Source organism: Pontibacter diazotrophicus (assembly GCF_003367245.1).
GTDB classification, from domain to species: Bacteria; Bacteroidota; Bacteroidia; order Cytophagales; family Hymenobacteraceae; genus Pontibacter; species Pontibacter diazotrophicus.
Map to the genome: position 1 here is coordinate 203,652 of NZ_QRGR01000009.1, position 15,168 is coordinate 218,819.

Consider the following 15,168-nt stretch of genomic DNA (forward strand, 5'->3'; position numbering starts at 1 on the left):
TCTCTTAGCTCTCAAGGCCGAGAGGCCTCGTCTTCGGGGTAGGGGCCCTCTTATGGTAGGGCTGTTTCATTCCTAGCGAATTCTCCCCTTGAGGGGAGCGGGAGGGGTGTTTACATCTGCGGAAAGAACGCAAATAGGGTAAATAAGGCAATATAGCTCCGCAATTTACACCCCTATAATCCCCTCAAGGGGATAGTCTTGGAGAATAAAACAGCCCTGCCTCTTATGGGCATCGCGCTGGGAGTTTTTTGCGCTAGGGCGCTGCCGCGCGAGCGGCACCAAAAATCTCCAAATAGAGGGCCTCTACCCCCAGGCGCTCAACCCAAAGACTGGAAACTCATTCACTCCGTGCTGGCAGATGAATATGTTGATTAAAGGAGGGAAGGAGATATTGCTTAGACATTGTATAATACTCCATTTTGTCAGCTCGAAGGAAAAGTGATTCCAGTTTTCCCGTTCGGCGCCTTGTAAATAATGCGGTGCCGAACGAAGTGAGGCAGCCTACAGCGGAGCGATGGCAGCTTTATTTACACAGCGCCGAACGGGAAAACGCGCCCTCGCGGGAGTGGAGCGCAAGTAAGAAGCTATGCAAAAGGCTGTTTATGAAGCACTGGATGAACAGTCTCCACGGCAGCTTAGACAAATTTAGAAAACACTGATTCGGAATTCGCATTTGCTACTAAAAGTAAAACGGGTAGGGCGATTCTTTGAAATCACCCTACCCGTTTTGGTTTAAGCAAAATAAACTGTAGCTAGTTTACCTGTATTTACGCCTGCATAAAATTATCCACTTCCCTATAAGCTTTGATAACAGCTGCTTCTCCAGCTTTGCCCTTTCCTGCATTGCCGTGCTCCATGCCCATTACACCTTTGTAGCCCTTCTCATGAATGTACTTAAACACATTCTTATAATTGATTTCCCCTGTGGTTGGCTCTTTTCTTCCAGGGTTGTCCCCTATCTGTATATAGGCAATCTCATTCCAGGTCTGGTTCATGTTGTGGATAATGTGCCCCTCGTTCTTCTGCATATGGTAAATGTCAAACAAGAGCTTACAGGACGGGCTGTTCACTCCTTTGCAAATCATATAGGTCTGGTCGGAGGTACGCAGGAAAAGGTTTGGCGAGTCGCTAAGCGGCTCTAATACCATCACGATGCCATGTGGCTCTAATATCTCCGCTCCTCTTCGCAGAGCTTCAATCACATTGCCAGTTTGTACACCTATGGGCAAGTTCCGTTCGAAATCGCCGGGCACTACGGTCACCCACTTTGCGTTCACGCGTTTGGCTACATCAACGGCCCGCTTGCAGCCATCCAGAAAGATGTCTACGTGTTCCTGCTTTCCTGCTGCCAGCGTGTTTTGGGAGTTACCGCCTTTGTCAACCACAAACACGCCCATGGTCATGCCTAAACGGGCAAGCTCCTTCCCTATTTTCTCCTGGTCACTTACCGGCCGTCCCATCAGGCCATTATCTTCAAGGGCAGTAAAACCCTGATCTCGCATAAACCGGAGTTGGCTTACCAGGTCGTCGCCGGCTGTCTCTTTGAACATACCAAAGTGAGGCGCATAGTTCAGATTGAAAGTTTTGCCTGCCTGCTTCTCAGAAGAAGAACTTCCGGCGAAGGCTGATGTCCCAGTTGTAAGAGCTACAGCACCCAGGAGACCACTTTTTAAAAAATCACTTCTTCTCATATATTTTGGTGTTTAGTGATACAGCAGCAGACAAACTAAACTTTGTGATGCTGCAGGATACATTGCGTTATGAGTCAGCAAAATAATTTATACCAGATGTAGCACTTATTATAGCTTATACATCGCAGATCACAATACTTTCCCGTAGCGAAGCAAGTGGATCCCCCGACGCCGGCACGAACTCCTGCCCCACAAAGCCCTTGAAGCCCGTATCAACAATTGCCCGCATAATGGCCGGGTAATACAGCTCCTGTGTATTGTCTATCTCGTGGCGGCCAGGTACACCAGCTGTATGATAGTGCGAGATATAAGGATGGTATTCCTGAATTGTGCGGATTACGTCTCCTTCCATGATTTGCATGTGGTAGATGTCGTAGAGCAGCTTGAACCTATCGGAGCCTATCATCTTCGCCAAATCAACACCCCATTTGGTATGGTCGCACATATAGTCTTTGTGGTTCACCTTGCTGTTCAGCAGTTCCATCGACAGCGTTACCTTGTGCTTTTCTGCTGTACTCATCAGGCGCTTGAGCCCTTTGGCGCAGTTCTCCAAGCCTTCTTCATCACTCATACCGTTGCGGTTACCTGAAAAGCAGATCAGGTTATCGAGCCCGGCAGCAGCCACCTTCGGGATCATCGCTTCGTAGCTGGCAACCAGTTCGTCGTGGTACTTCGGGTTATTGAAGCCCTCGGTCAGGCTTTTCTCCGCTCCCCAAGCCATCGCGCAAGTCAGGCCGTATTTCTTCAGCATCGGCCATTCATCAGGGCCCAGCAGTTCGATAGAAGACAGGCCCATTCCCTTTGCCGCTTTGCACAGTTCCTCTAATGGCATGTCCTTGTAGCACCATTTGCAAACGGAATGCTTAATTCTGCCTTTTAACTTCAAATCCTTTAAGCCAGCGGCTCTCAGTGGTTCGGGCAACAACATGGCAGAGGTAAGCACTGCGGCGCCACCTGCCATGTTCTTCAGCATGCTACGCCGGGTATGTTGGTTTTTCATTTCTATGTTTCTTTTGAACTATTATCCATTTGTGGTTGCCGGAGGTCCGGCATGAATTCGTGTGCTCGTTACAATTTTGCTGTTGGCTTTTTAAGGGAGTACAGATACTCCACCAGGTCCACCAATTCCTGCTCTGACATGGCTTGCTGCAGGTTAGAAGGCATGATAGAGTTCTCCATTTGTGTTCTGGATGCAATGTTTGACTTATCTAAACTACTCTTCATGCCTCCCGGGAAGACCAGTTCTACTTCATCCTCTGTTTCGCTGGCAATAATTCCGGCTACTTCGCTGCCGTCCTTCATTTTGAAAAGAAAGCCTTCATACCCAAAGCTAATACCTGCGTCAGGGTGAAGAATGGAGACATAAAGGGCGTCTTTGGTGAGTTTGCTGCCAATCTGGGTCAGAGCCGGGCCAAAATTGGCGCCTTCATCTCCCACCTGGTGGCAAACACCACATGACTGCAGGAACACCTGCTTACCCGTTACCGCAGAACCCGGCCGCATAGCCAACTCACTAATCGGTGGCAGCGGCTTGCCTCCTGTTGCATTGGCAACCGTGAGGTACTTCAGTGCCTCGTCGCGTATGGGTGCACGCATGGCTCCGGCAAGCGCTACAGATGCTGCCGGCTCTAGCTCCTTCGGAAGCTTGCCGTCCCTTACCACGTTCATCAGCCGCTCCTCTCCGCTCCAGCCTGTGCCAAGTGACTTCACGGCCACTTTGCGAACGGCCATGTCTGCAGACTTGTCCATCACAACAGACTCAATCAGATCCATAGACTCTCTGTTGCCCACGCGGCTCAATGCCCGTAGCACTGCCAACGATTCGGCCTCTTTCTCACTGTGAATGGTTTGTTTCAGCAAGTTGCCTCCGTCTGAATTAAGCAGCAACCGGGCTGACTCCACCCCCAGGTTTTTATCCGGGTTAGCAAGCACCATTTGGAGCAATGCCTCATTCTGATTTTGCAGCTTATAGCGGCGAACCAGGTTCAAATACTCCTGCGTACCGTTTAACTCTGCCAACGTCCTGTCTAAAGCAGCCTTTGCTTTTGGGGACTTGTCTATACCCGATGGATTTATGTGGTATAGCGCAAGCTTCGACACCTCCGCCTTATGCGGCCCCTGATCATCGAGCAAGGCTATGAGTATTTCATCTTTGGAAGGGTCATCAATAAAATCAAAGGCTCTGAAATACTTCGCCCGATCTGCTGACGAAGTACCTGCATCCGTAATGTTCTGTGAAAGGTAAGGGAGCGCAAGGCCGGTTCTGGAACGCCAGATAATATCCTGGCTCGCTTTGTCAGTCATTTGATTTCCTGCTTTCGCCTGGTAAGCAGTAAAAAACTTGTCCCACTGCTCGTCAGCCCCGATACCCAGGGCTTCCAGGTACCAGCGGTCCTGCCCGTCATACTGCTGCGCCAGCTCTGCCCAAAGTGCAGGTGCCTCTGCCGATTTGTTGTGGCGAAGTGCAATAGCTGCTTCCCGACGCACCTGCGGGCTTGGGTCTTTCACCAGCTGCTGCACGTAAGAAATAACATTCTCTGCCTCCTGGCGGGCAATACGTAGGCCTGTTATGCGAATATCAGGGTTTTTATCCTGCAGTGCCTGCTGAATGTATTTATCGCTTTTGCCATCTATCTTCGCCAGCAGCCACAGCGCTCTCGCTCTCATGCGCTCATTGTCAGATTTCCATAGCTTTTGCAGCGCAGGCTCCGCTTTTGTACCCCAGTTGTGCAGCTTGTCCCAAGCCATGTAACGCGTGGCCAGGTTGGGGTTTTGCAGCGCCTCTACGGCTCCCTTTGGTGAACTCAGGTCCAGCTTGGGGGTCCTGTAAGGTACTCCGGGAGGGGCAATTCTGAAGATGCGTCCCCTATTCATATCTCCCATTTGGTGGCCACCCACACCCGGGTCATACCAGTCAGACACATAAATAGATCCGTCCGGGGCTACACTCAGGTCAGAGGGGCGGAACCATTGGTCCCGTACGCCATCTACCAGCGGTACGATCTCAGCTTTATACCCGGCGCCGTCTTTCGTAACAGGATATGATCTAACCGTGTTCGGGCCAGCGTCTGTGTGAATCATCTGGTTATGGTATACTTCAGGGAGCAAATTGCCTTCGTACACCACCATACCGGTAGGGGAACCTGCGCCTGTCTGAAGCAGGTTTGGAACGGAACCCGGGTCATTCAGGTGCCAGTGCTGTTTTGGTATCTCCTTCTCCATGTTCGTCCGGTGAGACCGCCAGCCAGCGCCTGTCATCTCGTCGGTATAGCCGTAGTTACCGAATTCCATTACATAGTTGATGCGCACGCCCTGGTTGCCGTCATCATCATTGTCAGACTGCCATAGTGTGCCATAAGAGTCTACTGCTGCCTCATAGTTGTTCCGGAAGTTGTGGGCCAGCACCTCAAATTCGGTGCCGTCGGGGTTTACCCGGAAGATCATTCCCTGGCGGTAGGGCTTTCCAGAATTGTTCACTTCTTTGCCGTCTTTATCTACTATGGGCTTGCCATCGCGGTCGAGTATCTGCTGGCCTTCGTTGCCGAAGTTGAAGTATAATTTGCCGTCCGGGCCGAAAGTGAAGGAGTGGATGGCGTGGTCGTGCTGCTCTCCGCCTAAGCCTGAGTACAGCACCTCTTTCTTGTCCGCCACATCATCACCATTAGTATCTGTAAACAAAAACACATTCGGGCTGCTGGATACAATCACCTTGTTGCCCAGCACGGCTACTCCAAGCGCTGCATCAATATCTTTGCCCTGGTAAAACACCTTAGCTGTATCGGCACGTCCATCGTTGTTCAAGTCTTCCAGAATCAGGATGCGGTCACCTTCTCCACGCTGTGGGTTGCCCGGGTTAAGTTCCGGCCGATAGTTGTAGGCCTCGCACACCCAGACCCGACCTTTGGCGTCAACGTCGATATTGGTGGGGTTGCCCATCATAGGCTCAGAGGCAAAAAGCTTTGCCTCCAGTCCGTCCGCAACTTCCAGACCTAAGAGCGCATTCTCCGGAAGCCTTTTTTCCTCTTCCGTTAATTTGCTGTATTGCTCCTCCCGCGATGCAAGGGTAGATTCGTTCTGGTCCGCTTTAGGTAATACTTGCTGGGCTGTGGTCGTTTGCTGCGGATTGTTGCAGGACGACGTTGCCAGCACACTCATCAGAAAAGCTACTGGAAGTATGTTTTTCTTCATTGGGTAATGGTCTATTTAATGTTGCTGTGCTTCGTGCTAAGCACTGTTCAAAATGTCAGTATATCTTTTCTTCAGAAAAAAAGAATATCAGTTTTGCAACGGTCAGGGTATGTTGGCTGACTGCATATTAAGCCAAGCATTGTAATTTAAGCGTTTAATCACTCACCAATATAGCCGTTAGTTCCGTAATGCTGTTCATGTTTACAATAGCAGTACTGAACTTAATTGAATAAACTATAGAGCGGAAAAAGCTCTTCTACTTGCCTTGAAGGAGATTCAAGCTTTACTCCATAATTGTAAGCTATTCTAAATATATGTATATCAGGTAAGAAAACAAATATTTAGCCCGAAGATCAACTGTAACTAAAACACTAAAAGCAGAAATAGTAGCATTACACCCGCCACCGCCACTTCTAAAATTACAACACAGTTCTGCTCATGCCGGAGTACGGCGGTTCATTCTAAAACTTGCATAGCTAAAAATAACGGCAGAAAAGTATTCTCACTGGTTTGGCTATTTCATCTTGTAAGCCTTCACATCCTGCTGATTTATACCAAACAGCAGCGTGTTGTTCACCTGTAATATACTCCTTACATCGCCGTTCACTTTAAAGCCGGACTTGGCTTGCGGAATGTAAGTAAACTCTCCTTTTCCGTTGCCTTGCAGCAGGATACCGTAGTTGGCATCGTACTTGCCAAAGCGAAGGCGGGCCTGGCTTATGTTACCTCCCAACAGCAGATCCTGATTACCATCCCGGTTATAGTCAAGGGTGGTAATGGCATACACCGGGGAATACTGCACTTCCATAGGCAGGGGCTTTTCTACAAACTTTCCATTTGTGCCACTCTCAAAGTAAGCTGTCTTCAGGTAATTGGTAGTTAAATGACCTGCCCCGGCAAGTTCTTCTGGTGTGAAAATGTCCCGCAATGTGGCGTCTGCATAGCTCTTATAATCTGTGAAGCGCGTGCGCATCACGCTTATCTGGTCCAGCAACTCGTCGCGGGTTACGTAAGGGTAACTTTTGCCCTGTATGTAGAAGGTCAGGATAGGGTCAACAGAGCCATTGTCGTCGAAGTCCTTGTAGTAGAGTTCTGCCGGCTGTTCGTCCGAAACTTTCACCTGGGCGTTCAGGCCTAGGTTGCCTATTATCAACTCAGGCTTTCCGTCCTGGTTCAAATCGCTCACCAGCAGTTTATTCCACCAGCCCCTGTACTTCTTGTCGAAATAAGCATCAGTCGCATCGGTTAACTTACCATTCGTATTTTTGAAAACCATCACCGGCATCCAATCCCCTACCACAACCAGTTCCTGCACTTTGTCCCCATTCAGGTCATGCCAGGCGGCGTCGGTCACCATACCCACCTTTTGCAGCGCCGGGGCAAGCGAAGCAGTAGCATCCTTAAAGCTTCCTTTGCCGTCGTTTAACAGCAGGTAACTTTGCGGTGTCTCCGGGTAGCGGCCCGGTATCACGCGTCCTCCCACAAACAGATCGACAAATCCGTCACCGTTGATGTCGGCTGCCCGGGCGCAGCTGGCGCTGGTACGCATTGTCGGCAGCGAGTTGGTGCTCTTGGTGAAACTGCCTTTGCCATCGTTGAGGTAGAGCCTGTCCTGCAGCAATGCGTCATCCGGCGCAAAGTCGTGGTAGCCTCCGCTAACAACGTACAGGTCCGGAAACTGATCGTTGTTGGCGTCAAAGAATACAGCATCCACATCCTCACTCATTTTGTCGGCCTCAAAGGCTGGCGTAGGCTTTTGTGCAAAGGTGCCGTTCCTTTGCTGCAGGTACAGTTCCGCCGGCTGCCCCTTGCCTCCACCGGCAAATACATCCTCTAAGCCGTCACCGTTTACATCGGCTTTTACCAGGCAGGGTCCGGAGAAGGAAAGTGGGTTCACGAGCAGCGGCTGCCGCTTAAAATCGTTTGTTGTATTTTTCTGATGGGCAAAGGAAACGGGGGCTCTTGCCTCCTCGAAAGCAGGAGCGCCAGGCTTTAATGAACGGGGAGAAGCGCCTGCTTCACTCTCTTTCAGGGTAAGCACCTGGTTTGGAGTTACATTCCGCAGCACCTGCTGCTTTCCGCTCAGCCACACAACCTGAAGGGAGTCTATTGTGTTCTCCTGCCCCAGGCCAAAATGCAGCACAGGCGACACACTGGACTGGTAGCCGCGCGAAGGCATCTGCTCCTGGTACTGCTGCTTTCCCTTGGCGTAAAACATCACTTTGGCCCCTATTCCAGCTGTGTTCTTGCCGGCTCCTTCCAGCCTGAGTTGCAGGTAGTGGTGGTCCAGCTGCTTGTTCGATTCGTTCTGGTAAATAAAAGCAGGTTGGTTGATGTTGTTGACAATCAGGTCCAGATCGCCGTCATTATCCAAGTCAGCATAAGCCGCTCCGTTGCTGTTGGAAGAGGAACTCATCCCCCAGTCCCTGCCCTTGTTCGTGAAGGACAGGTCGCCGTTATTTTTATAGATATAGTTGGTGACGTTAGAAGAAGGTATTTTATTGACCAGTTCCAGCACGTGTTCCCGCTGCATTCTGCCGCCCTGCTGCTGCACAAAGCCGCCCATGTACTTAATAAAGTCCATGTTAGTGTAGTCGCGCAGGTAGCCGTTGGTAATGAACATGTCTTTCCAGCCGTCATTGTCGTAATCAGCCACCAAAGGAGCCCAGCTCCAGTCGGTGTTAGAAAGCCCTGCCAGCTGCCCCACCTCGCTGAAAGTGCCGTTACCGTTGTTTACCTGCAGCATATTGCGCATGTACTGGTAATGGAACCCAGATCTAAGGCTGAGATTGAACTTCTCATAGTTGTCCGGGGCGAACAACAGCTTTTGCCGCCGGTTGTCTTCCGGGAGCATGTCCAGGGTAAAGATATCCGGGAAGCCGTCGTTGTTAATATCCGCTACATCGCTGCCCATCGAGAAGTGGGAAGTATGCCCCATACTCAGCTTCAGCTGATCGGTGAAGGTTCCGTTTTTGTTGTTGATGTAAAGGTAATCGGGGATATCATAGTCATTGGAAACATAAATATCCTGCCAGCCATCGCCGTTGATATCGGCTACTCCGGCTCCCAGGCCATACGTTAGAGTGGACGATTGAATACCTGCTTTTTTTGTTATGTCCTGAAACTTCCCGTTATCGTTCCTGAAAAGCCGTACCCCGCGTTGTACATCTTCCTTTTCAAGCAGCTCCGCAGTGGAGACCTCGTCCAATACAGGCAAAGACTCCGGGCTATGGTTCAGGAGAAACATATCCAGGTCGCTGTCCCGGTCTAAGTCAAAGAAAACGGCGTGCGTACTATTGGAGGAACTTGCCAGACCGAACTGCGCAGCCTGTTCTGAAAACCGGGGTATACCATTGGCATCCGGTCCATCATTAATAAAAAGTTGGTTCTCCCGTTTTTCGGGACGCAGCTTACCGGAGTAGCATACATAGATGTCTAACAGGCCATCTCCGTTTACATCGGCCATAGTCACGCCTGTCGTCCAGGGGCCTTCTCTTCCGGCTACGCCTGCGGCGGTTGTTACATCCTCAAACTGCATGTTGCCTTTGTTCAGGTATAGCCGGTTCGGGGCCATGTTGCCTGTAAAGTAAAGGTCCTGCAGGCTGTCTCCGTTTACATCGCCCACCGCTACGCCGCCGCCGTTATAGAAGTACTCATACATTAATACATTCGTATTCAGCCCTTCGGTCAGGTTGTTGGAGAACTGAACACCAGTCTTACTGGCAGGGAGCAGGGTGAAAAGCGGATTAGCGACAATGGCAGGGGCATCAGTGGGCTCCTGCTCTTCCACGGAGGCTTTTTCCTGGCAAGCTGTAAAAACTGATAGGGTGAGTAATAGGATAGTAGGTAGAGAGGATCGGAACTTGCTCATTAAATAAGCCATCTAAATAAAAGGTAAAAAAGAGAAATCTATGCCAGTACAAGACTGGCATAGATTTCAAGTGTAATATAAGAAAATAATACTTAGTAACCCGGGTTCTGCGTCAATTGCTCATTCCGGTTCATTTCATCCCTGTGAATTGGCAGGTAATACATTTTATCGTCCCATGCCCGGTTCTCAACCCCTTCTCCCAGTTCTATTACATTGTAGGTATAGTTGTAGTTCTCAGGGTCGTACTGATACGTAGTCACCGTTTTACCTGGCTTCAGCGTGCCTATAATATCGATAATCCGAGGCTGTTGTCCAAACTCCTCCTCAGCAATCATCCAACGGCGAACATCATGGTAGCGCTGCTCTTCGTAAGCCATCTCAATTCTGCGCTCGTTGCGGTAGCGCTCCATCAGTGCTTCGCCTGTTTCAGTCACCGCCGGCATTCCTACCCGGAAGCGGATCTTATTTAACCACTCCTGTGCTTCGGCATCCTGCCCTAATTCAATGCTGGCTTCCACATAGTTCAGCACGGCTTCAGTGTATCGGAAAAAAGCCCAAGGCACCTGCTGCCACATGTTCATATCCACCAGGTTCGGGTTAGGGTCAACAAACCTTCTCATGTAATAGCCGGTACGGGTACCGTTCCAGTCTTCGATAGAGCTCTGTCGGGTATCAAAGCCGAAATGAGTTGTTTTTTCACCATCAGCAATTATCTCATACTGCCCTGTCTGAATTTGATCTGCGGGGTCTGCTGTGGTCGTGAAACGCGGCTTCCAGTCAGATGCGTCATGCAGAATAGTAGCCTCAAAACGTGGATCGCGGTTCTCGTATGGAGCTGCTGCATGCTCCGGGTTATCCCAGCTAAACTCAGTGCCGTCCATCATTTCATAATCGTCCACCAGGTCCTGTAGCGGCGTGTTACCCGCCCAGTTACGATATCCGTTAGGGCCGTTAAACAAACCTACCCGTCCACCGTTTTCATTTTTGGACTGTATAAAATACCGGCCAAAAATCATTTCATTTTCAGCATTGCCGCGGAACAACGACATGTCTATGTAGTTCTGAGTTCCCTCTTCGGGGCTAACCGGCCCTGTTAAGTTCATCATAAACCCATAACCTGGCAAGTCCAATACATCTTTGGCTGCTGCCTGCGCTCTTTGCCAGCGCTGCATCTGGTCACCATCTACATAACCAATTAACTCTGGCTCAGGATAGGAAGCAATAACACTCGATCTTGCGCTGGCAGTAGGGATATCATGCAGGTCGCTGGCTGCATACAGCAGCACACGGGACTTAAGGGCCAGTGCTGCTGCTCTAGAGCCTCGTCCTTCAGCCATTGACTCACCCTCCAGCAGTTGGGCTGCCTGATCGGCATCATTCACAATAAACTCAACAGTTTCAGCAAAGGTATTGCGGGCGATGCTATAATCCTCTTCTCCGAGCTCGTATGCCCGATCAACTAGTGGCACACCACCATAGTACCGGAGTAACTGATGATACATGTAGGCTCGCATAAAGAGTGCCTCTCCCAGTAGCCTTTCCGCCATTTCCGGATTGTCAAACTGGGGTTCCTGCAGGTTTTCTATGGCTAAGTTAGCCGCCCTGATCCTGCGGTACATGTCTGCCCAGTTGAGGGTATAGTTTATGAAACCCGGATCAGCAGGGTTAGACCGGGCTTCCGTGATGATATTGATTCCCCTGCCCGGGTGAGTAAAAACGGCCTCATCAGTGAGAGAAGCCTGCATTTGCTCATCAAAGCCTCCCTGACCTACAACGGTATAAAGGTCCGTTACAAAAGCATCGGCAAGGGCAGCGTCTGTCCATACAACCTCACTAGGAATAGCTGTTAAGGGCTGTGTATTTAAGAAGTCGTCATTACAGCCGGTAGAAAGCGCCAGGACAGCAATGAAACTTAAAGACAAAGATTTTATTTTATGTATTCTTATCATTTTCGGTATCACTTAAAATGTTGCAGTTACGCCTGTGTTTATGATTCTTGACTGCGGATAGTACTGGCCGTTCGCATTCACGTTTTCAGGGTCATACACTTTCAGTTTATCCCAGGTAGCAAGGTTCAGGGCATTTACGTACACGCGCAGCATCTCCATGCCTATTTTTTGGCCTACTACAGTCGGAAGCGTGTAACCTAGCTCAATGTTCTTCAGTCGGATATAGTCCGTGCTTCTCATCCAGTAAGTATTACCGCCAGCGAAATACTGGTTTCCGCGGTCAGAGATGCGTGGATGCTCAGCGCTAGGATTCTCTATAGTCCAGCGGTTCACATAGATGTCCTCGAGGAAGTTACCGATACTACCCATTTCTCCGGTTCCGATTGTTGTCACAGCACCGGCTGATCCCTGGAACAGAACGCTGAAGTCGAAATTTCTGAAGCTTGCACGGCCGTTTAAGCCACCCTGGAAGGTAGGGATGTCGTTTCGTGGATCTCTTGTTCTGTCGTCTGGTGTAATGGCACCATCAGGCACTCCGTTCGGCCCAGACACGTCTCTATATCGCATATCACCCGGACGCAGCGTACCTACAATGGCGCTATAGTCGATTGGGTTGGCGTCGATTTCAGCCTGGTTTACAAAAACACCATCATATTCGTAACGGAGAGCAGTACCCATTGGGCTGCCGGTAGAGCGCTGGTGAGCAGGAGCACCCGGTGCCTCATCCCAGAAGAGAATTTCATTCCTAGCATATCCACCGTTTACACTCACGTTGAACAGGACCTCGCCAATCTGGTTGTTGTAGCCTATCAAAGCGTCCCAACCACGGTTGACAACTTCTCCAATATTTTCGCGCGGCGGAACAATACCTGTAGTCAGAGGCAATGAAGCGTTTCGGAATGCCAGGATGTTAGTTCGCTTGTTATAGAAGACGTCAAATTCGAAGTTGATTTTGCCTTGCAGTAACTGTCCGTCTAAGCCAATGTTGGCGTTGTTTGCCACCTCCCAGGTAATGCCAGGATTCGGAACCCTGTTTTCGCGCAGCGTTGATACTTCCTGGCCACCAATGATGTAGGTATTGAAGGTATTGGTGGAAAGATAATTGTAAGCGTTTCCTTCTTGTCCAAGGTTGTCATTACCCATCTGGCCCCATGAACCGCGTAACTTCAGGTAGTTAATAAAGGAGACGTTGTTCTTGAAGAAATCTTCTTCAGAGATTTGCCATGCAGCCAGCACTCCTGGGAAGAATCCATAGCGGGTTTCCTCCGGGAAGATGTCCGAGGCATCGTAGCGCCATAAGAATTCTGCCATGTATTTCTCCTGGAAGTTATAGGCAAAGCGGCCAAAGTGGCTGAGGCGTGCTCTTTCAGATGCGAATCCGTTATTGTTTCGCTCTAAGTTGCCCCCAACACTGATTTGGTCAATGGCAGGAGAAATAAAATACCTGCGGAAAGCAGAGAAACCGTCATGATCAATTGTTTCTCTGTTGGTACCTGCCAGTACAGTTATTGCATGGTCGCCAAAGGTGCGTTCGTAGGTTAATATACCGCCCAGCAAGATGTTCAACTGCTCCTCATCGGCCATGTTAAGGTTTGGATCGGCTGGCCCTCTTCGACCGGGTGTCAGCAAAGGAGTAGTTCCGTCTGCTTCGTAATCTGTTCCGTTCCAGGAATAAAGGAACCACGGAATCTGCCATCTTTTAATGCGGCGGGCCATGTTATCCACTGCAGCTGTTCCGGTAAACTTCAGGCCTTCTATCCATGGGTTAGTAATCTCAATCGAGCCATTTGTCTGCAGGTAAGTGCGGTTATCACGATCGTAACCTGTTTCGTTTGTAGTGATAACAACCGGGTTTTGACCGTTTTCAATATCAGGTCCCGGTCTTCCGTCAGGCCAGCGGGCAGGCATAGTAGGCAGACCGCGCATCTGCATTCTGAAGATAGCCCCAGCAGGAACCGTAGGAAAGAAGCGTTTCTCCTGACGGGCTAACATACCAACACTTGCTTTTACATATTGGCTGATATTTGCATCCAGGTTTAAGCGCAAATCATACTGCTGATAGCCGGTAGCTGAGTTTCTGTAGAAAGCATCCTGATTGATGTAGTTCAGGGAGGTCAGGAACTTGATGTTGTCGCTGCCGCCCGATAACTGCAGGGTATGCTGCGACTGCGGTGACCACTCCTTCAGGGTAGCGTCGTACCAATCTGTATTCGGGTGCGTCCATGGATTGGAGCCGTCTCCGAACTTCTGTATGTCTTCCGGATCATAGTGCGCGTTTACAGTAGAACCGTCTGGCAAAGTATAACTTCCTGTCTCACGGAAAGCCGCTGAGGCTTCTTCCCACAAAGACACTGGTACGCGGTTGTAAATCTCCAGGTCGTTGCGCATTTCGGCAAACTGAGTGGCATTCGCCAGATCAGGTATAACTGTTGGCTGGGCAAACCCCTGGTTAAAGGAATAAGAAATTTTTGGCTTTCCTGCTGTACCCCGCTTTGTTGTAACCAGGATAACCCCGTTGGCCGCACGAGAACCATAAATAGCTGCCGAGGCATCTTTCAGAACGGAAATGTTTTCGATATCCGCAGGGTTAAGACGCTCGATACCACCCGCACGAGCTGGTACACCATCAATAACTATCAGCGCGCCGTTCTCTCCTAAGGTATTGGAGCCCCTGATCCGTATAACGGACTGGTCATAGCCTGGTTCACCGCTTCTGTTTACAGCAACCACACCAGGCATACGGCCAGCGATGGAGTTGGTGATGTTAACCGCTGGGGATCTTTCGAGTTCTGAGCCTTTTACTGCGGCAACAGAACCTGTAACGGTTTCTTTCTTTTGAGTACCATACCCTACAACCACCACTTCCTCCAATGCCTGGGCATCGGCACCCATCTGCACGTTTACAGTGGTGCGGTTATTAATTGGCTCCTCCTGTGGCGAAAAACCTATAAAGGTAAAAACAAGTGTTCCATTGCCATCCGGTACGTTAAGAGTGTAGTTGCCGTCAGCACCAGTTGGCGCTGCGGTAGAGGTTCCCTTCAGGAGTACTGTAACCCCAGGAAGAGGCACACCACTTTCATCAGTCACCTTTCCCTGCACCGTAACACCCTGTGCAAGCGCCACGGCAACAGACAGAAAGAAAAGAGGAAATACAAGCAGGTATTTCAACTCTTTTAGTAAATAATGTTGCATAGATTGTGTTTTTAAAGTGTAAAAAATAATTCAAATAGTAATAATTAAAGTTGATATAAAAATTACTGCCCCCTATTGTAGATAGCAGCAAGAATAAACAATGTTTAAACTAAGTAAAATGCTTAACTGTGTCAGTAACACTTAAAGGAGACTAGACACTGACTGAATTGTTACACCTACATCATACTTATTGTATTTGTATAGTAAAAAAATATAAAACTATTGTGCAATATTTATTTTTGAGAAGCAAATTTTACTTACACCTGTTTTAAACAAG

At 49.5% G+C, this 15,168-nt stretch carries 6 protein-coding genes; all 6 read right to left on the reverse strand.

The window, feature by feature from the left end; translation table 11 throughout:
* Positions 1 to 767 precede the first annotated feature (767 nt).
* On the reverse strand, positions 768 to 1,691 hold the full coding sequence (locus DXT99_RS10085) for a hydroxypyruvate isomerase family protein (RefSeq protein ID WP_115565417.1): 924 nt from the start codon (positions 1,689 to 1,691) through the stop codon (positions 768 to 770).
* Positions 1,692 to 1,806: 115 nt separating this feature from the next.
* A complete protein-coding gene (locus DXT99_RS10090) occupies positions 1,807 to 2,691 on the reverse strand; it encodes a hydroxypyruvate isomerase family protein (RefSeq protein ID WP_115565418.1) in 885 nt (294 codons plus the stop codon).
* A gap of 68 nt (positions 2,692 to 2,759) precedes the next feature.
* Positions 2,760 to 5,879: a PVC-type heme-binding CxxCH protein gene (locus DXT99_RS10095; protein WP_115565419.1), complete on the reverse strand. Its 3,120-nt coding sequence runs from the start codon at positions 5,877 to 5,879 to the stop codon at positions 2,760 to 2,762.
* A 514-nt stretch (positions 5,880 to 6,393) separates the two neighbouring features.
* Positions 6,394 to 9,750, reverse strand: coding sequence for a VCBS repeat-containing protein (locus DXT99_RS10100; protein WP_115565420.1), 3,357 nt, complete (start codon positions 9,748 to 9,750; stop codon positions 6,394 to 6,396).
* A 92-nt stretch (positions 9,751 to 9,842) separates the two neighbouring features.
* A complete protein-coding gene (locus tag DXT99_RS10105) occupies positions 9,843 to 11,699 on the reverse strand; it encodes a RagB/SusD family nutrient uptake outer membrane protein (RefSeq protein ID WP_115565421.1) in 1,857 nt (618 codons plus the stop codon).
* A 12-nt stretch (positions 11,700 to 11,711) separates the two neighbouring features.
* A complete protein-coding gene (locus DXT99_RS10110) occupies positions 11,712 to 14,891 on the reverse strand; it encodes a SusC/RagA family TonB-linked outer membrane protein (RefSeq protein ID WP_115565422.1) in 3,180 nt (1,059 codons plus the stop codon).
* Positions 14,892 to 15,168: the final 277 nt, after the last annotated feature.